Origin of the sequence: Rouxiella badensis (assembly GCF_026967515.2) — a bacterium.
Lineage (GTDB): Bacteria > Pseudomonadota > Gammaproteobacteria > Enterobacterales > Enterobacteriaceae > Rouxiella > Rouxiella badensis.
The window spans coordinates 4,881,601-4,902,868 of record NZ_CP114062.1 but is presented as its reverse complement, the minus strand read 5'-3'; the positions used below and the strand labels follow the sequence as shown (position 1 = coordinate 4,902,868).

At 55.0% G+C, this 21,268-nt stretch carries 12 protein-coding genes; 3 read left to right on the top strand and 9 right to left on the bottom strand.

Going from position 1 to position 21,268, the window contains the following annotated elements; genetic code table 11:
• Positions 1-105: 105 nt before the first annotated feature.
• Entirely contained in the window at positions 106-1,716 is a 1,611-nt protein-coding gene (locus O1V65_RS22620) for a PTS transporter subunit EIIC (protein ID WP_017492018.1), read from the bottom strand.
• Between the two features lie 663 nt (positions 1,717-2,379).
• On the opposite strand from O1V65_RS22620, the gene O1V65_RS22615 reads away from it, so the two are divergent.
• From O1V65_RS22615 to O1V65_RS22605, 3 genes are read left to right on the top strand one after another with little or no spacing between them, the layout of a single operon-like run.
• Positions 2,380-3,513, top strand: a complete 1,134-nt coding sequence (locus tag O1V65_RS22615; RefSeq protein ID WP_026110545.1) for an efflux RND transporter periplasmic adaptor subunit — start codon at positions 2,380-2,382, stop codon at positions 3,511-3,513.
• A 10-nt stretch (positions 3,514-3,523) separates the two neighbouring features.
• The gene (locus O1V65_RS22610; protein WP_017492016.1) at positions 3,524-6,673 is read left to right on the top strand and encodes an efflux RND transporter permease subunit; all 3,150 of its coding nucleotides are present in this window, start codon (positions 3,524-3,526) and stop codon (positions 6,671-6,673) included.
• Positions 6,666-8,078, top strand: a complete 1,413-nt coding sequence (locus O1V65_RS22605) for an efflux transporter outer membrane subunit (protein ID WP_017492015.1) — start codon at positions 6,666-6,668, stop codon at positions 8,076-8,078. Before O1V65_RS22610 ends, O1V65_RS22605 begins: the two co-directional genes overlap by 8 nt.
• Positions 8,079-8,192: 114 nt before the next feature.
• Here O1V65_RS22605 and O1V65_RS22600 read toward each other — a convergent pair whose 3' ends face one another.
• The 8 genes from O1V65_RS22600 to O1V65_RS22565 all read right to left on the bottom strand — a co-directional run bounded on the left by O1V65_RS22600 (position 8,193) and on the right by O1V65_RS22565 (position 21,116).
• Positions 8,193-9,635, bottom strand: a complete 1,443-nt coding sequence (locus O1V65_RS22600; protein WP_017492014.1) for an efflux transporter outer membrane subunit — start codon at positions 9,633-9,635, stop codon at positions 8,193-8,195.
• Positions 9,628-12,753, bottom strand: a complete 3,126-nt coding sequence (locus O1V65_RS22595) for a multidrug efflux RND transporter permease subunit (RefSeq protein ID WP_269130055.1) — start codon at positions 12,751-12,753, stop codon at positions 9,628-9,630. Before O1V65_RS22595 ends, O1V65_RS22600 begins: the two co-directional genes overlap by 8 nt.
• Positions 12,750-15,980 carry an efflux RND transporter permease subunit gene (locus O1V65_RS22590; protein ID WP_017492012.1) on the bottom strand — a complete coding sequence of 1,077 codons (3,231 nt, stop codon included), beginning with the start codon at positions 15,978-15,980 and terminating at the stop codon, positions 12,750-12,752. The genes O1V65_RS22595 and O1V65_RS22590 overlap by 4 nt, the downstream gene beginning before the upstream one ends.
• Entirely contained in the window at positions 15,977-17,278 is a 1,302-nt protein-coding gene (locus tag O1V65_RS22585) for an MdtA/MuxA family multidrug efflux RND transporter periplasmic adaptor subunit (RefSeq protein WP_017492011.1), read from the bottom strand. The genes O1V65_RS22590 and O1V65_RS22585 overlap by 4 nt, the downstream gene beginning before the upstream one ends.
• A 254-nt stretch (positions 17,279-17,532) precedes the next feature.
• On the bottom strand, positions 17,533-18,297 hold the full coding sequence (locus O1V65_RS22580; protein ID WP_017492010.1) for an SDR family NAD(P)-dependent oxidoreductase: 765 nt from the start codon (positions 18,295-18,297) through the stop codon (positions 17,533-17,535).
• Complete coding sequence (locus tag O1V65_RS22575; RefSeq protein ID WP_017492009.1) at positions 18,297-19,376, bottom strand: ketopantoate reductase family protein; 1,080 nt, start codon at positions 19,374-19,376, stop codon at positions 18,297-18,299. The genes O1V65_RS22580 and O1V65_RS22575 overlap by 1 nt, the downstream gene beginning before the upstream one ends.
• Before the next feature lie 62 nt (positions 19,377-19,438).
• A complete protein-coding gene (locus tag O1V65_RS22570; RefSeq protein ID WP_017492008.1) occupies positions 19,439-20,134 on the bottom strand; it encodes a creatininase family protein in 696 nt (231 codons plus the stop codon).
• Positions 20,121-21,116, bottom strand: a complete 996-nt coding sequence (locus O1V65_RS22565; protein ID WP_017492007.1) for a GntR family transcriptional regulator — start codon at positions 21,114-21,116, stop codon at positions 20,121-20,123. Before O1V65_RS22565 ends, O1V65_RS22570 begins: the two co-directional genes overlap by 14 nt.
• Positions 21,117-21,268 lie beyond the last annotated feature (152 nt).

Below are 21,268 nucleotides of genomic sequence, written 5' to 3'. Positions count from 1 at the left end.
CCATTGAGTTTCCCAATATTACTCCGACTACCACTACCTAAAAACAAAAAAAACCGCTCAAGCTAATTTATGAGCGGTTTATATTAAACTTAATTAACGAAACAATTAACTCGCGAGCTCGATCTTCACATCATTGGCAATTTTTTCGACCTGTGGACCATAAATAACGTGCACGTCGTTTTGCGTCACGCGCTTAACGCCCATCGCGCCAGTGGTCATTAGCGTTTTATCCACCACCTGCGACATATCTTTGACTTTCACTCTCAGTCGCGTAAAGCAGCAATCGACGCTGTCGATGTTGCCTTCCCCGCCGAGGCCCTTGATGATGTTAGTGGTTTTCTCGCTGCCGGTCTGCGCGGTAGCGGTGGAAGGCACCGATGACGATGGCATATCCTCACTTTCATCCTCACGGCCCGGCGTCTTGACCTGCATGCGGGTAATGACCCAACGGAACGAGAAGTAATAAAGCGGCGCGTAGAAAAGTCCCAGAATAAGCGGATACCACCAGTGGGTTTTTGTGCCACCGAGGATGCCGAAAATCACCCAGTCGATCGCCCCACCCTGCACATTACCGATCATCACTTGCAGCAGTTGCATCAGCACAAAAGAAATCCCGGTCAACACTGCGTGCAGCAAATAAAGCACCGGTGAGACGAAGATAAAGCAAAACTCCAGCGGCTCGGTGATACCGGTAGTGAAAGAGGCCAACGCCCCCGCCAACATCAGGGCTTTGACGCGCGCCTTATGCTCAGGCTTGGCGCATTGGTACATGGCAAGCGCGGCGGCGGGCAAACCAAACATCATCACCGGGATTTTACCCTGCGCCAGGAAGCGTGTTGCCTGACGTGTCACTTCATCGCTAACGGCCCCCGGGTGAGACAGGGAGGCATTAAAAATATTCAGCGCGCCGACCACGCTTTGATTATCGACGGTGGCGACGCCGCCAAGCGGAGTGAAGCGAACCGTTTCATTGATAATATGATGCAGACCGGTTGGAATAAGCAGACGCTCCGAGGTGGCATAGATAAAGGTCCCCACCTCGCCCGTGCGGCCAATCAGCTCACCGACCCACTGAATCCCAAGAGCAATAGATGGCCATACCAGCGACACCAGCACACCGACCACCGGCAAAACGACAATGGTCACGATCGGCACAAAACGCCTTCCGCCGAAAAAGGCCACCGCGGTGGGCAATACGATGGTGTAGAAACGGTTGTGCAGGAACATAGTGATAAGCCCGACCAGCACCCCACCGAGCACGCTCATGTTGTAGGTAAAGATGCCGAGCATGTTGGTGAATTCAGACGCATAGATAAGCGCCTGGCTGTTGGGCATACCCTGTGCGGTAAGGTATGCGACGCGGGTCGTTTCAGGGGTAATATTTTGCGCTAACAGGCTGTAGTTAATGCCGACGTGCATGCCGATGAAACCGATCACTGCGGAAAAGGCGGCGGTCGCCTTCTCTGCATTGGCGAGTCCCATCGCTGTGGCGACGGCAAAAAACACCGGCAGGTTTGCAAATAGCGCACTGGAAACCTGTCGAATGAAGCCGATGACCAGTTGTAGCATCCTGACATGGGTGAAGGTATCTCCCGTCACGTTCGGGTTCTGTAATGCCGAAGCCAGCCCAAGAAAGATACCCGCCGCAGCAATAACGGAGATAGGCGTCATTAGCGCCTTGCCTAAATCATGAATTTTGCTTCCCAGATTTATCATCTGCTTTTCCCTCAATGGCAGAGCTCAAAAAACACTCAACCTTGAGTAAAGGCGGATAATGTATAGCTGTATAGACAAAGCGTTCAGGACTATGAATAAGATCACAGTTTGTTAACAAATCGAAATGAGGCTACAATGTAGCTCTAGTGTTATCAGGATTATGACAATGAGATTTTGTTCGAAATTGGGACGAAAAAAAGCCCACATCGGACAGTGGGCGTTGGGTTGCGATATACCGGGTTTAAACCCTCGGCTGCAACAATGCAAATGTGAGAACTGCTCGCTCTCGCCTGCTACGTTAACGGCATTCATCTGATATCCGCAGAGATTTAGAGTAAAGTCACTGTTAAAAAGTATGTCTCACTTTGATCAAGATCATACTTTTTTGAATATGTGCAAATTTTTTAAAACAGAATTTCCTTCCGTGAAGTACCACCCAAGCAGTTTACAATGTTACTACTAGCCAACTATTAGTTTTTAAACCCAAAAAGACGCCTTTGTACACAAAAGTCACTGATGCGTTTGACTTTTATAGTCATGAATTTTTGAAACATTTAGCAATATCTAACAACCAAATGCTTACAGAGTGAATGGGTCTCCTCTCGTATAGTGGGGGACTTATTGAGAATGATTGTTCTCAACCCCCCTAAGAGAGTGAATTCTATGCGCCTGAAGGTTCTTTCTGTCAGTACTGTGCTACTGCTTTCCGCTTGTGACGGGTCAAGTTCGGCCCCGCAAGCCGCTGCTCCAGCTCCTGCTGTTGAATATGTCACCCTACAATCAAAACCCGTTACCTTGACAACCAGTCTGCCTGGTAGAACCGATGCAGTGAAAACCGCCGAAGTTCGCCCTCAGGTCAGCGGCGTCATCCTGAAGCGTACCTTTGTTGAAGGTAGCGAAGTCAAAGCCGGTCAACAGCTTTATCAGATTGACCCTGCAACTTATCAGGCCGCATATGATAAAGCGCTTGCGACTTATAAAAGCGCTGCTGCGACCTCATCCCGCTACAAAGGTCTGGTCTCTTCCAATGCCGTCAGCCGTCAGGTTTATGACGATGCTGTCGCCGCCACCGGCGAAGCCGCTGCCGATCTCGAGACCGCACGCGTTAACCTGCAATACACCAAGGTTTATGCGCCAATTACCGGTCACATCGGTCGTTCTTCGGTTACCGAAGGTGCACTGGTAACCAGCGGTCAGACGACCGATCTGGCGACAATCAGCCAGTTGAACCCAATCTATGTTGACGTGAGCGAATCTTCTATCAATTTGCTTAACCTGCGTCGCGCCCTCGCGGAAGGCAAACTGGCGTCAGCCGGTGCTAACGCGGCCAAAGTTCAGCTGACTCTTGAAGACGGTAGCCAATACAGCTTGCCAGGTAAACTGGAATTCTCCGAAGTCACCGTGGACGAAGGAACAGGTTCCGTTACGCTGCGTGCGTCATTCCCTAACCCGGATGATGTCCTGCTGCCGGGAATGTTTGTTCACGCAACGCTGAGTCAGGCGGTTGACCAGAACGGTATTCTGGCGCCTCAGGAAGCTATTATGCACAACAACAAAGGCAAGCCTTACGTCTACATTGTTAACGCAAATAACACCGTTGAAGAGCGTGACATCACCACAGGTCCAATGATGTCTGGTAACTGGTTGGTCACTTCAGGCTTGAGTGCAGGCGATAAAGTCATCACTGACGGACTGCAAAACGTTCGCCCAGGAGCCAAAGTTAACGGCAGCGAACGCAAGGCCGCCGAACCTAAAGTGGACGCAAATCTGTCAATGACTGACCCATCCGCGCAATAGAGGAACACAGATGTCTACTTTCTTTATTAACCGCCCGATATTTGCCTGGGTGGTCGCGATTGTCATTATGATAGCCGGTGCGCTATCGATAATGAAATTGCCTGTTAACCAGTACCCAAACATTGCGCCGCCAGCCATCTCTGTTGCCGTAACCTATCCAGGTGCCTCCGCAGAGACGACCCAGAACACTGTGGTTCAGGTTATCGAACAACAGCTGAATGGTCTTGATGGCCTGCGCTACATCGAATCGCAAAGTGCCAGCGACGGTAGTGCCACCATCATCGTGACCTTCGATCAGGGTACCGATCCGGACATCGCGCAGGTTCAGGTTCAGAACAAGGTTTCACTGGCCGAATCCCAGCTTCCTAGCGAAGTGGTCGACCAGGGTATCCGCGTTGCCAAATATCAGCAGAACTTCATGCTGGTTGTCGGTCTAGCGTCTACCGACGGCAAGATGAGCAACTCCGACCTGGGTAACCTGTTGGTGACCAAGCTGGAAGACCCTATCGTTCGTACTAAAGGCGTGGGTGACTTCCAGGTATTCGGCTCAGAATACGCGATGCGTATCTGGCTGGATCCGGCCAAGATGTATAAGTACTCGCTGGTTCCAAGCGATGTGACTACCGCGATTTCTGCACAGAACGTTCAGGTTTCTTCGGGTTCACTCGGCGGTCTGCCAACGATTAAAGATTCAAAACTTAACGCCACCATCATCGGTAAAACTCGTTTTACCAGCGTTAAACAGTTCCAAAACGTGCTGCTGAAAGTGAATGCGGACGGCTCTCAGGTTCGCCTGAAAGACATTGCTAACATTGATCTCGGCCCTGAAAGCTACTCGATTGCGGGGGCTTACAACGGCAGCCCGGCGACAGGTATTGCCCTGCGTCTGGCAACCGGTGCAAACGTGCTGGATACCGCTAACGCGGTTAAAGCGACGATCGACAACCTGAAGTCATCACTGCCGCAAGGCGTAGAAGTTGTGTATCCATACCAGACCTCACCGGTGGTGAGTGCATCGATTCATGAAGTGGTGAAAACCCTGATTGAAGCGATCATCCTGGTCTTCTTCGTGATGTTGCTGTTCCTGCAAAACCTGCGCGCAACGCTGGTAACCACGTTGGTTGTGCCCGTTGTTCTGTTGGGTACTTTCGGTCTGCTTAATGCATTTGGCTTCTCGATAAACACCCTGACGATGTTCGGGATGGTACTCGCCATCGGCCTGTTGGTGGATGACGCCATCGTGGTGGTCGAGAACGTCGAACGTATCATGCATGAGGAAAAACTGCCGCCGAAGGAAGCGACCATCAAGTCGATGTCGCAGATTCAAGGCGCGCTGTTCGGTATTGCCCTGGTGCTGTCTGCCGTATTGATCCCGATGGCCTTCTTCGCGGGTTCAACCGGTATTATCTATCGTCAGTTCTCGATAACTATCGTTTCGGCGATGGCCCTGTCGGTACTGATGGCGCTTATCTTTACTCCGGCGCTGTGTGCCACCATTATTAAACAAGGTTCTGAAGACCATAAAACCACCGGTTTTGCCGGCTGGTTTAACCGTAACTTTGATAAAGGCGCGGCTAAATACACCTCAAGCGTTGCGGGCGTTATTTCCCGTCGTCGCCTGTTCATGTGTATTTATCTGGTTATCGTTGTGGTGATGGGTTACATGTTTACTCGCGTTCCAACGACCTTCCTGCCGGACGAAGACCAGGGCATCCTGTTCGTACAGGCGACGTTGCCAGCCAACGCCTCTGCCGAACGTACTCAGGCGGTGTTGGACGACGTGCGTGATTACTTCCAGAAGAACGAGAAAGCCAACATCGTTTCCGTGTTTACCGCCAACGGCTTCAGCTTCGCCGGTCGTGGTCAGAACGTCGGTATCGGCTTCGTTTCTCTGAAGAGCTGGGATGACCGACCGGGTACGCAAAACAGCGTGCAGTCGATTGCCAACCGCGCGATGGCTCACTTCGCTACGCTGAAAGACGCCAAGGTGTTCGCCTTCGTGCCGCCAGCCGTTCTGGAGTTGGGTAACGCCACCGGTTTCGACTTCTATCTCGAAGATACCAACGCGCAGGGTCACGCAGCATTGATGGCCGCACGTAACCAGTTCCTTGGCATGGCTTCACAAGACAAACGCCTGATGGCGACACGTCCTAACGGCATGGAAGATGAACCTCAGTACCAGCTGGAAATTGATGACGAACGTGCACAGGCGCTTGGCCTGAGCCTGAGCGACATCAACGCCACGCTGTCTGCGGTGTGGGGTTCAACCTACATTAACCAGTTCATGTTCAATGACCGCGTTAAGAAAGTGTACATGCAGGGTCGTTCAGCTTCGCGCGTCACGCCTGAAGATCTGAACAAATGGTACTTCCGCAACAGCGCGGGTCAGATGGTGCCATGGTCAGCCTTTGGTAAAGGCAAATGGGTATACGGCTCTCCTCGTTTCGAACGCTTCAACGGCGTCTCCTCCGTAGAGATCCTGGGTTCACCAGCACCGGGTTACAGCTCGGGTGATGCAACTCAGGCGGTGCTCGATATTGCCAAAAAACTGCCACCAGGCTTCAAGATTGCATGGCACGGTTTGTCATACGAAGAACAGGCGGCAGGTTCTCAAACCCCTGCGCTGTATACACTGTCAATTATCGTGGTGTTCTTGTGTCTGGCAGCACTATATGAGAGTTGGTCAATTCCATTCTCTGTCATCCTAGTGGTCCCATTGGGTATACTGGGTACTATCGGTGCAGTACTACTCCGTGGATTGTCCAACGACGTCTTCTTCCAGGTAGGCCTATTGACGACGGTGGGTCTGGCGGCTAAAAACGCCATACTTATTGTTGAGTTTGCCAAAGAGCTACACGAAAAAGAGGGAAGGTCGATCACCGAAGCAGCAATCGAAGCAGCTAAACTGCGTATCAGGCCAATTATTATGACCTCGATGGCGTTTATCCTGGGTGTAATACCGCTGACCATTTCGCATGGCGCAGGTTCTGGTAGCCAGCACTCAATCGGTACTGCGGTAGTCGGTGGGATGATAACAGCAACATTCCTGGCGATTTTCTTTGTTCCTATGTTCTACGTGGTCGTGGTCAACCTATTTACCCGTAAGTCAAAAAAACAAGATAAGCCGCTTTTAGATACTGAGGTTTCGAACCATGAATAAACCACGTTTTGCGCTGCCCCTCTTCTCGGCGCTGACACTGACTATATTAGCCGGCTGTACCATGGAGCCCAAGTACGAGCGACCGGCGTTGCCGGTTGCCAGTGACTGGACGACCAGCAAAGGCGTTGACGCTGGGAAGGTACAGGATATCGGCTGGAGTCAGTTCTTTAATCAGCCTGATATGAAGCAGGTGATTACTTTAGCTCTGGCAAACAACCGCGACCTTCGGGTCGCGGCATTAAACGTTGAAACGGCGCGTGCAACCTTCCAGATTGACCGTGCAGCCCTGCTGCCGACGCTGGATGCAACGGGCGGTGAAACCGCAACGCACCTGCCGGGCGGCCTATACTCAACGCAGTCTACCGGTCCGGTAACCTACCGTGATTACTCGGCGGGCGTGGGCGTCAGCGCCTACGAGCTCGACCTGTTTGGCCGCGTACGCAGCCTGCGTGACCAGGGTCTCGAGACCTACCTGGCTACGGCAGCGACTCAGCGTGCAACGCAAATCACGCTGGTGTCGGAAGTGGCAGAAGGCTATCTGAGCCTGGCGGCGGATAACGACTTGCTGAAGCTGGCTATCGATACGGCCAAAAGCCAGACCGATTCTTACAACCTGACCAAGCGTAGCTTCGATCAGGGCGTGAGTAACTCGCAGGACCTGGCGCAGGCAGAAACCACCGTACGCAGTGCACAGGCTGATATCGCCCAGTACACCCGTCAGGTTCGTCAGGACGTAAACGCCCTGACTCTGCTGGTCGGTACCGAGATCCCAGTCAACCTGCTGCAAAATGCTAGCCTGAAAGACAACTGGAACTTCCCGCAAACGCCAGCAGGTCTGCCTTCAGACTTGTTGACGCGTCGTCCGGACATCATCGCAGCCGAGCATACGCTGAAAGCGGCTAACGCCAACATCGGTGCAGCACGTGCCGCCTTCTTCCCGCGCATCTCTCTGACCGGTTCTGCCGGTACCGAGAGCGGAAGCCTGAGCAATCTGTTCAGGGGCGGCACAGGCGCTTGGTCATTCGGCCCGTCAATCAGTATTCCTATCTTTGACGGCGGCGTGAACAGCGCGAACCTGGATATCGCAAAAACCGAGAAGAAAATCGAGATCGCTAACTATGAGAAAGCGATTCAGACGGCCTTCAAAGAGGTTTCTGACGGTCTGGCAGGTCAGGCAACCTACAGCAACCAGTTGAAATCTGTTCAACAGGCTACCGACGCCAACCAGCGCAACTACGACCTGTCGCAGCAGCGCTTCAAAGGCGGCGTAGACAACTACCTGAGCGTGCTGGTTGCACAGCGTTCCCTGTACGCAGCGCAGCAGACGCTGATTTCGGTCAAGCTGGCTCAGTTGAACTCCGACATCACGCTGTTCAAGGCACTGGGCGGCGGTTGGAAGAAATAATCCTTCCACTTGGCTGTTAAGCCTGTAAAAAAGGCCGCAACGGATAACGTTGCGGCCTTTTTTTATTTCCCCTGAGCGCTAAACGCCAGCCTCGGCGGGCGTTTTTTATCGGGATTATTTCTCGTCCGGGGCTTGCCATCCACCGCCTAGCGCGGCGATGAGTTTCACGCTGGTGACCATCTGCGTACTGAGCAACGACAGAACGCTTTGCTGCTGCGTCAGGCTGGTGTTTTCCGTAGTGGCAACGTCAAGATAATCGATCATCCCCGCCTGATACTGATTGTAGGTCACCCGCGCAGACTCCTTGGCAGAGTCCGCGGCGTTCTTCTGCGCCACCATCTGGCTGTCAATCACGCGCAGTTCAACCAGATAATCCTCAACTTCTCCCATGGCGGTCAGCACGGTCTGACGATAAGACGCGACGTCCGCATCGTAAGTCGCCGCAGCCTCAGCCACCTTGCCGCGCGTAGCGCCGAAATCGAGCACCGTCTGGCTGAGCTCAGGTCCCAGTGACCAGACGCGGTTTGGCAGTGAGAACAGGTTGTGTAGCACCGAGCTGCTGAAACCACCCGATGCGCTCAGGGTGATGTCAGGATAATAGGCAGCGGTCGCCACGCCCACGGCAGCGTTGGCCGACGCCATGGTGCGCTCGGCCGCCGCAATGTCTGGACGACGCTGCAACAGCTGAGAAGGCAACCCAGCCGGAATGGCCGGCAGCGTGAACTTGATAGGCTCGGCCGCCAGGCTGAACTGCGCCGGAGGCCTGCCGATAAGAATAGCGATAGCGTGCTCGAGCTGCGCACGTTCCCACTGGAGCTGCAGCGCCGAGGCCTTAGTGCTTTCAAGCTGCGTCTGCGCCTGCGCCAGCGTCGCACGCGAGGTGTTGCCGCCGGTATACTGATTCTGAATCACGGTCAAATAGCGCTGATAGGCCTGAATACTCTGCTCATACAGCGCAATTTGTGCATCCATCACGCGCAGCTGAAAGTAGTCCTGCGCCAGCTCAGACTGTGCGCTCAAGGTGGCGTTGGCTAGGTCTGCCGCGCTGGCCTGCGCATTGGCCTTCTGCTCTTCCTCGGTGCGGCGCAGCTTGCCCCAGATGTCGAGCTCCCAGCTTGCCCCAAGCTCGGCGGAGTGCTGATTGCTGGTGGTTGTCGCCGTGCCGCTGCGGGTACTGTCGACCGTTGCCGTCACCTGTGGGAACAGCTCCGCCCTCGCCTGCGTCACCAATGCCTGCGCCTCACGGTACTGCGCGGCGTACTGAGCAACGTTCTGGTTGGAAATCTGCACCTGACTCATCAGAGAGGAGAGCTGGGGGTCCTGATAAACCGCCCACCAGTCACCCTTGGTCTGATTCTCTTTCGGCGCGGCCGCGGTCCAGCCTTTGGCCTCTTTGAACTCGGTCGGCATGGTAACCGCAGGACGATGATAATCAGGGCCGACGGCACAGCCGACGACCATCAATGCCAGCGCCAGCGGAGCCAGACGAAACGCTATTGAACCTGCTTTAGGACTTGTCATCACCGGCTTCACTTTATTGAGATAACTATTATTCATGATCCTGCGCCCCAGTTGGCGTGTGGTGCGGACGAATACGCGCCCACAAACGCTTGGTCGCACGACTGCTTCTATCCATATACAAATACACCACCGGCGTGGTGAACAGCGTCAGAACCTGACTCAATGCCAGCCCCCCCGCAATCGCCAACCCGAGCGGGCTGCGCAAGTCGGCGTCCCCCCCGCTGCCCAGCGCCAGAGGCAGAGCACCAAAAAACGCCGCCAGCGTAGTCATCATGATCGGACGGAATCGCATCAGACAGGCCTGAACGATCGCCTGCTGCGGCGTGAGCCCCAGCCTACGCTCGGCGTCCAGCGCGAAGTCGATCATCATAATCGCGTTCTTCTTCACGATACCTATCAACAGCAGGATACCGATGAGGGCTATCACCGTAAGCTGCGTATTGGTTATCAGCATCAGCAACAGCGCACCGAGCCCCGCAGAAGGCAGCGTAGAAAGGATAGTCAGCGGGTGGATATAGCTCTCATACAGCATGCCGAGCACAATATACACCGCGGCCAGCGCAGCCAGAATCAGCCACGGCATCTGCTGTGCCAGCGCCTGGAATGCCTGCGCCGTGCCCGCATAACCCGCCTGAATGGTATCCGGCAGAGCAATTTGCGCCATCGCCGTCTTGATGGCGGCCTGCGCCTGCTCAATGGACACGCCGTCGGCCAGGTTAAACGCCAGCGTAGTGGTCGCCATCTGCCCCTGATGCGCCACTGACAGAGGCGCATTGGCGCTACTAAAGGTAGCAAACGCCGAGAGTGGGACCTGGTTTCCACCGCTGGTTATCACATACATCTGTTTCAATACGTCAGGATCGCTGGTAAAGTCCGGCGTCAGGTACATCACCACGTGATACTGGTTCAGCGTCTTGTAGATGGTCGCCACCTGACGCTGCGCAAAGGCGTTATTGAGCATTGCGTCAATGGTTTTAACGTTCACACCAAGGCGCGTCGCTTTATCGCGGTCGATGTTTAGCATCACTTCCTGACCGCCTGTCTGGGCATCAGAGTCGACGCCCGTCAGCTCTGGCAGTGCCGTCAGCGCGGCCTTCACTTTCGGCCCCCACTCGCGCAGCAGGTTTAGATCGTCAGCCTGTAGGCTGTACTGATATTCCGCATTCGCGCTACGGCCACCGATACGTAAATCCTGTGCCGCCATCAGGAACAGCTGCGAACCGGGCAACTTGGAGGTTTCCATCATGATGCGGTTGGCAATCTGGTTGGCCGTGGATTTGCGCTGATCAAAATCTTTCAGGCGTATGAAAAAGTTAGCGGTATTACGTGAACCGAAACCGCCGCTGCCCGCCGAGCTCATTACCGCCGCGACATCGGGGTCATGCTGGATAATTTTGGCGTAGTTGATCATCTGTGGCTGAATAGACTGGAACGACGTGTTCTGGTCCGCGCGCAGCATCCCAAACACCATGCCGGTATCCTGCTCCGGGAAGAAGCCTTTCTCAACCACGGTATAGAGATAGAAGTTAAGCGCAACCGTAAGCAACAGAACAAACATCGTTAACAGTTGATGACGCATCACCCAATTCAATCCGCGCGAGTAAGCTTGCAACAGCTTATTCAGCCAGCGCTCAATCAACATATAGATACGGGGTTGGCGTTTCTCTACCGGCGGCCTGCGGCGCAGGAAGCGGGCGCAGAGCATTGGCGTCAGCGTCAGCGACACCAGCATCGAGATGACCAGAGAGATAGACAACGTGACGGCAAATTCACGGAACAGCCGCCCAACGATACTGCCCATTAGCAAAATCGGAATAAATACCGCGATCAACGACAGCGTCATTGAAAGCACGGTAAAACCGACCTCGCCCGCACCGCGAATCGCCGCTCTGACGGGACTCAAGCCCTCTTCAATATGCCGGGTAATGTTCTCAAGCACCACGATGGCATCATCGACCACGAATCCCGTTGCGATAATCAACGCCATCAGCGACAGGTTATCGAGGCTGTAACCCAGCAGGTACATGATGGAGCAGGTGCCGATCAGTGAAACCGGCAATGCCAGCGCGGGGATCAACACAGCACGAATATTACGCAGGAACACAAATACCACGGCAATTACCAACAGTGTGGCTTCAAGCAGCGTTTTCTCTGTGTCGCGCAGTGACTCAGAGACGGTGGGAGAACGGTCTAGTCCGAGGTTAAGTTTTACGTCTCCCGGCAGTTCGTGCTCCATCTCTGGCAATGCGGCCTTGATGGCGTCGATGGTATCAAGCATGTTGGCACCGGCCTGACGGGTAACCGCAATCATCACCGACGGCATGCCGTTGAAGTAGCCGACGTTGTACTTGTCTTCCACAGAATCATACACGTTGGCGATATCGCTCAGACGAATGGCGGTGCCGTTCTTATAGGTCACAATCAGGCGACGGTACTGGGCTGCGGTGCTCTGCTGACCGTTCCCTTCCACCATCCACGACTGACCGTTGCCCTGCAATACGCCCTTCGGCAGGTTGGTGGTGCTGTCGGCTATCGCGGTACGGATAGTATCGAGCGAGATCCCATAAGAACTGATCGCCTGCGGACGCAGGTCGATGCGCACACCGGGCAAAGCACTCCCGGTCAGTGAAACCTGCCCTACGCCGTTAATCTGGGCAATCTTTTGCTGCAATTGACTCGACGCAATGTCGTACAGCTCGCCGTTGCTGCGCGTGGCTGAGGTCAACGCCAGCATGATAATCGGCGCATCGGCCGGGTTTGCCTTACGGTAGGTCGGCAATGAAGGCATGCTGCTGGGAAGCAGAGATCGCGAGGCATTGATAGCCGCCTGCACGTCACGCGCCGCGCCGTTGATGTCGCGATCCAGGTCAAACTGTAGCACTATCCGCGTCGAACCCTGCGAGCTTGACGAGGTCATTTCAGTGACGCCCGCGATGGTCCCCAACGCCCTCTCGAGCGGTGTAGCAACCGTGGCAGCCATGGTTTCCGGGCTGGCACCCGGCAGGCTGGCCGAGACCATCACCGTCGGGAAATCCACCTGCGGCAAAGGCGCCACAGGCAGCAGGTTATAGCCCAGCAACCCCAGCAGCACGATGGCCAGGGTTACCAGCAGCGTAGCCACCGGTCGGAAAATAAAGAAGCGGGAAATATTCATTCCTGTTCCTGTACTTTACGGCGGGCAGGACGCCAGCGCGTAGCCAGTCGGTCAAACATCAGATAAATAACCGGCGTAGAGAACAGCGTCAGTACCTGGCTGAAGATAAGCCCACCGACGATAACCAGACCCAGCGGCTGACGCAGCTCGGCCCCGCTGCCGCTCGCGAGCATCAGCGGCAGCGCGCCAATCAGCGCCGCCATGGTAGTCATCAGAATCGGGCGGAAACGCAGCAGGCAGGCCTGATGAATCGCATCGCGTGGCGACAGATGCTGCTTATGTTCCGCCTCCAGCGCAAAGTCGATCATCATAATGGCGTTCTTTTTCACGATACCGATCAGCAATATCACGCCGATGAGCGCTATCAGGCTGAACTCGGTGTTGGCAAACAGCAGTGAAAGCAGCGCTCCCACCGCCGCCGACGGCAGCGTGGACAGGATGGTGACCGGGTGAATAAAGCTTTCATACAGGATACCCAGCACCACATACATCGTCAGCAGCGCGGCCAAAATCAGCCACAGCGTGTTGCCGGTAGCGCTTTCAAACGAGGCGGCAGCTCCCTGATAACTCAGGCTGATACTCTCGGGCAGACCAATCTCTTCACTGGTCTTCTTGATAGCTTCCTGCGCCTGTTCAATTGAGTAACCGTCGTTGAGGTTAAACGAAACCGTCACCGCCGGCATCTGGTTCAAACGCGCCTGTAACAGTGCGCCGGTGCGCATATGAATGCTGGCAATCGAGGTCAGCTTCACCATCGGCGTTGGCGTACTTGACGAAGAGGTGGTGGTCGAACTGGTGCTGCTGGTGCTCGAACTGCTGTCAGAGCTTGAACTGCTCGAACTTGAGCTGCTGCTGGAGTTTGACGAGCTAGAACTCGAGCTGCTGGAACTGTTGCTGCCTGCCAGATAAATATCGTTAAACGAATCCGGTGACTGCTGATACTTCGGCGCGACTTCCAGCACGACGCGATACTGGTTCGCCTGGGTAAAGATAGTCGACACCAGACGCTGACCAAACGCGTTGTACAGCGCGGTATCGACGTCCGACGCGGTAATGCCGTAGCGGGAAGCCGCATCGCGGTCGAGATCAACATAGGCGACCTGCCCCTGCTGCTGCAGGTTACTGACCACACTGTTAAATTCCGGCTGTTGGCTGAGTTTATCGAGCAGTTTAGGCGTCCAGCTCACCAGATTAGTGCTGTCGGTATCCGAGAGCATGAACTGATACTGGCTCGGCGTAACCTGGTCGTCGACGGTCAGGTCCTGCGAGGCCTGCAAATAAAGCTGGATGCCCGCAACCAAGGCCGTTTCCTGCTTCAGGCGCGCAATCACTGCCGGGGCACGATCGTCGCGATCGGCAATCGGTTTGAGGTTAATCTGCAAGCGACCGCTGTTCAGGCTGGTGTTATTACCGTCAACGCCGATGGTCGATGCCACGCTCTCGACGTCTTTATCCTTGAGAATAATTTCAGCCAGTGCCTGCTGCCTGCGGCCCATTTCGCTGAACGAAACGTCCTGCGAGGCCATCGTTATCCCCTGAATCAGGCCGGTATCCTGCGACGGGAAGAATCCTTTCGGCACGATAAGGTACAGCAGACCGGTTAAAACCAGTGTCGCCAGCGCGACCAACAGCGTTAAACGCTGATGATTAAGCACCACGGTCAGCATGCGGTCGTAACCGGCAATCAGTTTGTCAAATACCTGCCCGCCCTTACGGTAAAACTTGCTCTGTTTCTCTTCCGGAATATGACGAAGAAGGTAGGCACACAGCATTGGCGTCAGCGTCAGCGAGACCAGCATCGACACGATAATCGACACCGCCAGCGTAATCGCAAACTCGCGGAACAGACGACCGACCACGTCGCCCATAAACAGCAGTGGGATCAGTACGGCAATCAGTGAGAAAGTCAGTGAGATGATGGTAAAACCAATCTGCTGCGAGCCTTTCAGCGCCGCCTGCATCGGCGTTTCGCCCTCTTCGAGTCGTCGAGAGATATTCTCGACCACCACGATGGCGTCATCAATAACGAAGCCGGTCGCGATGGTCAAGGCCATCAGCGACAGGTTATTGAGGCTGAATCCGCACAGGTACATCACGCCGAAGGTGCCAACCAGCGAGAGGGGGACGGCGACGCTCGGGATAAGCGTCGCGGCAACGTTGCGCAAGAACAGGAAGGTCACCATCACAACCAGCGCTATCGACAGCAACAGTTCGAACTGCACGTCACTGATTGAGGCACGAATGGTCTGCGTGCGGTCAGAAATAATGCTGACTTTGACAGAGTCCGGCAGTGCCGCCTGCAGTTTAGGCAGCTGTGCCTTGATGTCATCGACCACCGAAATAACGTTGGCACCCGGTTGACGCTGCACGTTGATGATGATTGCCGGTTTGTTGTTGGCCCACGCGGAGAGATACTGGTTCTCCGGCGCTTCACTCAGCGTCGCGATATCGCGCAGACGCAGGGCGGCGCCGTTGCTGGTGTTATAGGACACAATCAGGTTGCCGTACTCGTCGGCGGTGCGCAGCTGGTCGTTAGCATCGATAGTAATCGAGTGATGCGGGCCGTCGAAGCCTCCTTTCGAACCATTGACGTTGCTGTTGCTGATAAGGGTGTTGATATCCTCCAGCGTCAAATTATGTGCCGCCAGCGCCTGTGGATTCACCTGAACGCGCACCGCAGGCTGGTGTCCACCGGCCAACGTGACCAGACCCACGCCTGAAATCTGCGACAGTTTGAGCGCCATACGGGTATTGACCAGATCCTGCACCTTGGTCAGCGGCAGAGAATCTGAGGTGACCGCCAGCGTTATAACGGCGCTGTCGGCCGGGTTGACCTTTTTATAGGTCGGCGGATTCGGCAAGTCACTCGGCAACAGGCTGTTTGCGGCGTTGATGGCCGCCTGAACCTCTTGTTCGGCCACGTCCAGAGACAGGTCCAGCGAGAACTTCAGGGTGATAATCGAAGAGCCGGTCGAACTGGTAGAGTACATCTGGCTCAGGCCAGCCATCTGCCCGAGCTGACGCTCAAGCGGTGCGGTAACCCCCGAGGCCATGACGTCAGGGCTTGCGCCCGGATACAGCGTCGTAACCTGAATCGTGGGATAGTCAACCTGCGGCAGCGCCGAAGTCGAAAGCATGTTGTAGGCGAAAATCCCTGACAACAGCACGGCCACCATCAATAGAATGGTGGCGACCGGCCTTAGGATAAAGAGGCGTGATGGATTCATTTCGGCCCGCTGTCTTTGCCGGTAGTCGCTTTGTCTACGCCGGTTTTATCGGTTTTCTTGGTCCCGGCTGCGGCGGCCGCGATGCTGTCAGCGGAGACCACCTGAACCTTGGTGCCGTCATTAAGGCGGTCAATACCGGTGGTCACCACCTGCTGCCCCGGCGTGACACCCGAGAGCACGGCGATTTGGTCATCGCCATAGTTAGGACCGGCTTTTACCGCCTGCCGCACGACCGTGCCGTCCTGCTTGACCACATAAACGAAGTCGCCGTCGGAGCTTAACTGCAGCGCGGCAGAAGGAATTACCGTGGCGTTTTCCAGCGTACCAATTTGCAGACGCGCATTCACGAACTGGTTCGGATAAAGCGCGTCATCCTTATTGTCGAATATCGCCTTAAGCTCCACGCTGCCGGTGGTGGTGTCGATCTGGTTGCTCATAAACTGCAACTTTCCCTGTGCGAGCACCTTGCTGCCGTCCTGATCGAAAGCCGTAGTCGGCAAGTTTTGACCGTTGTGCAGCGCTTTCATGATGGTTTGCAGGTTGCTCTGCGGCACACTGAAGGTCACGGCAATCGGCTGAGTCTGAGTGATGGTAACAATCCCGGTGGTCGAACTGCTGCTGACGATATTGCCCGGGTCAACCAGACGCAGGCCTACGCGACCGCTGACAGGGGCGGTAATGCGCGCATAGACAAGGTTAAGTTTTGCCGCATTGATCTGCGCCAAATCGGCTTTGACTGCACCGTTATACTGCCCGGCAGTCGCTTCCTGAGTTTCGAGGTCCTGACGCGCCAGTGAGTCTTGCGCGTAAAGTTTACGGTAGCGAGCCAGCGTCAGTTCGGCACTTTTAGCCAGCGCCTGATTCTGCGCCAGGTCGCCCTGATACTGTTCGAGCGTCGCCTGGTAGCTGCGCGGGTCAATCTGCGCCAGCAGCTGGCCTTCTTCGACTTTTTGCCCTTCGGTAAAGTAGACTTTCATCAGCTGACCACTCACCTGGCTGGTGACGGTAACCGACGCGTTCGGGACAACGGTGCCCAGCGCGCGCAAATACACCGGCACATTAGCCTGTGATGCGACACCCGCCTGCACCGGCGTTGCGCCTCCTCCCATCCCCGGCATTCCGCCTCTCATTCCGCCGCGCATACCGCCACGGTGATGTGCATTGCCCTCAGGCGCTCCGCCTTTTGACGCACTTTTATGAAAAATGAAGAACCAGGCTACGAACGCCAGTACGATTACAGCGAGAATAAACCACAAAGTTTTGCGGCTTTTAGAGCGAGATGTGGCAGTTGGCAGCATAAATTTCTTAGTTCGCACGAGTGATGGGAAGAAAACAGCTGAAAAAGGTCGTTCAACCAGAAAGGTCCATTATCCAGAATTTACAGGGAGACTGTTTTTAGGGCAACGTAAAGATTGCGCAAGTAAACATCTCCGGATGATTCGTGGAGACAGATACTTTACACAACAATGTAAATGATAACGTTTTGTGATTAAAGGGATAAAAACTATGGGGATAATTGATGAGGCTCTCACGTTAGGAGAGCCGTAAAAAGTTATTTTCCGCCGTCGACGCTCAGAATCTGCCCGGTGACCCAGTTTGCCCAGTCTGAGGCAAAATAGAGCACCGCATGAGCGATATCTTCCGCCACGCCGAGGCGTTTGAGGGCAATATTGTCGATGAGACGTTTCTGACCTTCGCTGCCCATCGCTTCCCACTGTTTTTCCGTTGACGGATTACTGCGGATAAAACCGGGTGCGACATTATTGACGGTAATATTCCACGGCCCCAGCTCATGCGCCAGCTGACGCGTCAGGCCAATCTGTCCCGCCTTGGCGCTGGCGTAGGCCTGAATGCCGGTCAGGCTGATGTCCAGCCCTGCCCGGCTCGAGATATTAATAATGCGGCCGAACTTGTGCGCTTTCATGCCCACGACCGCCGCCTGAGACATCAAAAATGCCCCGTTAAGATTAACCGCGACAATCGCCTGCCACTGGGCAAAAGTCACCTCTTCAAGCGGCTGACCCTGCTGTCCCACCACACCGCCCGCATTATTGACCAATGTATCGACGCTCAGATGGCGCGCCTCAAGGGAGCTAAACAGCACGCTAATCGCCTCGGGCGAGCTAATGTCGACCTCATACGCCAGCGCCGTTTCACCACACAGCGCCGCCGTCTCCTCGACAAGATGTTTTTGAATATCACAGGCAATCACCCGCGCGCCACGCTGGGCAAACGCCAGACAAATCGCACGCCCAAACCCTTGCGCCGCGCCGGTCACCAGCACCGTGCGGTGCGAATAATCAAAAGGATTTTGCATTAAGGCGTTCCCGTCTCATGAAGTTCAAGCCGCGCCAGCGTTTCAAAGGTCTGCGGCAGTTCACCGCGTTCAACCCGATGAATAAGCTGCACCAGTCGCGTGGTCAGCGGCATTGGCAGGTTAAAGCCGATGCCGATATCGATAGCCGGAGCAATCTGCGCGTCGATTTCGGTCTGGCGTTTACGCACCGCCAAATCACGCCAGATGCCGGAATGCGACTTTGCCGAGCGGCGATTGTGCGCCACCATGTCGTCAAAGGATTGTTGGGTGTGCTCGGGCGTAGCATTCGGCAGAAACGCCGAAGGATCAAAGCCGTCGAAGCCCTCCAGGAGGATGTTCTGCGCATGCGCTACTGCACCGATTTCTCGCGCAAGCTGGGTCAATACTGGGCGAAAGCGCGGCATCGCCAGCACGTCGGCAATACTGTCGTCGGTGAGCGCAGTGGCGAACAGCAGCGCGCCGTAAATCATTTTTGCCCATAGGAATCCCCAGATATTGGGCGTCAGAACAGCGGCAGGGTCGAAATGTTGAAGGAGGCGGTAAAGCGCCTCGGTGCGCGGCCGGGTGATTCCGTCCAGTTCGCCGATGACCACCGCACCGCGTCCACCGTGGTGGATGACGCCCGGTTCGAGGAAGTCTGCCCCAAAATTAAGAAATGCGCCAACGGTGCGCTCGGCACCTATCACGTCGGCAATGACCCGCTCGTTGAGGCCGTTTTGCATCGAGACGACGTAACCTTCAGGAGCAAGGAGGGGCGCTATCTGATGAATGGCGGCGGCGGTGTGGTGTGACTTGACCGCCAGCAGCACACCGCAATGTAAACCTTCAAGCTGCTCGGGTAAAAACGCCTGCGCATGCACCGTTTTATCGCCCATCGGGCCGGTAATTCGCAGACCGTGCAGATTGATAGCGGCGACATGTTCGGCGACATTATCGACAAAAATCACCGGCTGTCCGGCCTCGATAAAGGAGGCGCCTATTGCACCACCAATGGCGCCCGCGCCCCAAATGACCAGCGGTGCCAAGGCCTGAGGCTGTTCAGGGTAACTCTCTTCTTCAAGCTGAGTGGCTACTGACATGCGTTCCTCCTCCGAGAGGTAAACCTTGACGCGTCTCGCGCCGTGGATTCATGAAAGGCAGCCTACAGCGCGTCAATAACCTCGCGGATTTCAGCCAGTGCGGTTTGCCAGATTGCCAGCATCTCGTCATCGGCCCGCTGGTAGTAACCGCCGTAGTTGCCGTCTCCGAGGTAAGCCCTGGCGCGCGTCGGGTCCATTTTCCGCAGAGCGACCAAATCGACCATCGGCTTTTGCTGGTCCGGCTGCGTTACGCCGGCTAAACGCGTCCACGGGAAGTTTTCCATCCACGAAGCGTGTGAAGCGACGGGGTCGATGGACATCACTTTTTCCCAGGTTTTTGGCGCATTCCACCAGTTGTGCAGCTGCACCGTCACGCCCGGATTATTGACCATCCATTCGCTGAAAATGTTCTGCGCAGGCGAGTTACCGCCGTGACCGTTGACGAACAAAATTCGACGAAATCCCTGACGCTTCAGGTTGTTAAGAATGTCGTTAAGCAGACAGACATAGGTTTGCATACTCAGACTGATGGTGCCGGGATAGTCGCTAAACGCGGGCGTCATCCCGAAGGGCATTACGGGGAAGACAGGAATACCATAAGGCTCTGCGGCCTCTGATGCTACCCTTTCTGCCAAAATCGAGTCCACCGACAGGCTGAGCAAAGCATGTTGCTCGGTGCTGCCGAGCGGCACAATCACTCGATCGTCGGTGGTTAAATAGCTTTCTAACTGCTGCCAGTTCATTTCACTGATTTTCATTGCGGTCCCCGGTGTTGGACGCGTGTAAAATTTCCTGCTGCAGCAGCGGAACGACGACCCGCTGAATCTCTCCTGCATCAGGAACATGCCTGTACTCAAAAGAAATCTGCCCTTCACTCAACTGAGCGGTGAGATCCTGAGCGCCAGTGGCGTACACCAGTGCATCGGTCTCTTTTAATAATTCGCCAAGCTGAGGGTCATCGCGGTGGACCACGGTGACCTGGGTAACGTGTGGTGCAAAACGCGCTACGCCGTGAGTCATCAGCGACGTAAACTCTGGAAAAATCGATACCACCAGCGTGCGGGTCAGCGGCTCAAGCGAGGCCAGCGAACGTCGCGTGGTTTCTGACGGTATAAAACTAATATTCATCAATGCCTGACCCGGAAACAGCTGGCTGACCTCACGCCGACGGTGGGCAAAGGTTAACAGCAGATCGGCACTAGAAACGTGCTGACGCAGCAGTTCGTCATTTCTCAGGTCGGTCAGGGTTGTGGCTTCTACTACTGCAATCTCACCCAGCGTTTCCGCAATGCAATGCGCGTAATCCCTTGCCGAATCGATGAAATTACCAATCAAAAATACGGTTTTCTTCTTCAGCTGCCGCTGCCTTTCGCTGAAGCGATTGCTGACCAGGGCGCCTAAATCGGTAGCGCTGAAACCGAGCAGGATGCCGCAGTTAATCAACGCGTCGAGATGTTGATGCAGCTCGTCGAGATTCAGCCCCGAAGACCCCACCAGCATCGACGCATCGGCGATAAACGTGCCCGCACCGGGCTTGCTGTAGACCAGCTCCGCCGCCTTGAGCTCGCGGTAGACCTGCGCCACAGTCATGGGTGCGACGCCGAGTATGTCGGCCATTTCCCTCACCGAAGGAAGCTGCTCCCCAGGCTTTAACGCGCCGAAGGTGATCGCATATTCAATCATGCCGCGCAGCTGTGCGCCCAGCGGGATTGAAGAGTCACGGTCGAGGTGGAATTCCATACTCTGCCTTGATGAGTGTACTGGTCTGCTAATACAATAATGCTGTTTTTTACGGCAATGCAAGATGTTATAAAAAATAAATAGCGATAAAATCGCCAACTTTAATAACAAAAGCTCATTTGTTGCATTTTTTTTGCGCTGATTATTGACAA

Bases quoted from the DNA above. Each gene is read 5' to 3' on its own strand.
- O1V65_RS22600 (WP_017492014.1), bottom strand. From the start codon at position 9,635: ATGAATAATAGTTATCTCAATAAAGTGAAGCCGGTGATGACAAGTCCT.
- O1V65_RS22580 (WP_017492010.1), bottom strand. From the start codon at position 18,297: ATGCAAAATCCTTTTGATTATTCGCACCGCACGGTGCTGGTGACCGGC.
- O1V65_RS22610 (WP_017492016.1), top strand. From the start codon at position 3,524: ATGTCTACTTTCTTTATTAACCGCCCGATATTTGCCTGGGTGGTCGCG.
- O1V65_RS22590 (WP_017492012.1), bottom strand. From the start codon at position 15,980: ATGAATCCATCACGCCTCTTTATCCTAAGGCCGGTCGCCACCATTCTA.
- O1V65_RS22570 (WP_017492008.1), bottom strand. From the start codon at position 20,134: ATGAAAATCAGTGAAATGAACTGGCAGCAGTTAGAAAGCTATTTAACC.
- O1V65_RS22575 (WP_017492009.1), bottom strand. From the start codon at position 19,376: ATGTCAGTAGCCACTCAGCTTGAAGAAGAGAGTTACCCTGAACAGCCT.
- O1V65_RS22595 (WP_269130055.1), bottom strand. From the start codon at position 12,753: ATGAATATTTCCCGCTTCTTTATTTTCCGACCGGTGGCTACGCTGCTG.
- O1V65_RS22585 (WP_017492011.1), bottom strand. From the start codon at position 17,278: ATGCTGCCAACTGCCACATCTCGCTCTAAAAGCCGCAAAACTTTGTGG.
- O1V65_RS22605 (WP_017492015.1), top strand. From the start codon at position 6,666: ATGAATAAACCACGTTTTGCGCTGCCCCTCTTCTCGGCGCTGACACTG.
- O1V65_RS22565 (WP_017492007.1), bottom strand. From the start codon at position 21,116: ATGGAATTCCACCTCGACCGTGACTCTTCAATCCCGCTGGGCGCACAG.
- O1V65_RS22620 (WP_017492018.1), bottom strand. From the start codon at position 1,716: ATGATAAATCTGGGAAGCAAAATTCATGATTTAGGCAAGGCGCTAATG.
- O1V65_RS22615 (WP_026110545.1), top strand. From the start codon at position 2,380: ATGCGCCTGAAGGTTCTTTCTGTCAGTACTGTGCTACTGCTTTCCGCT.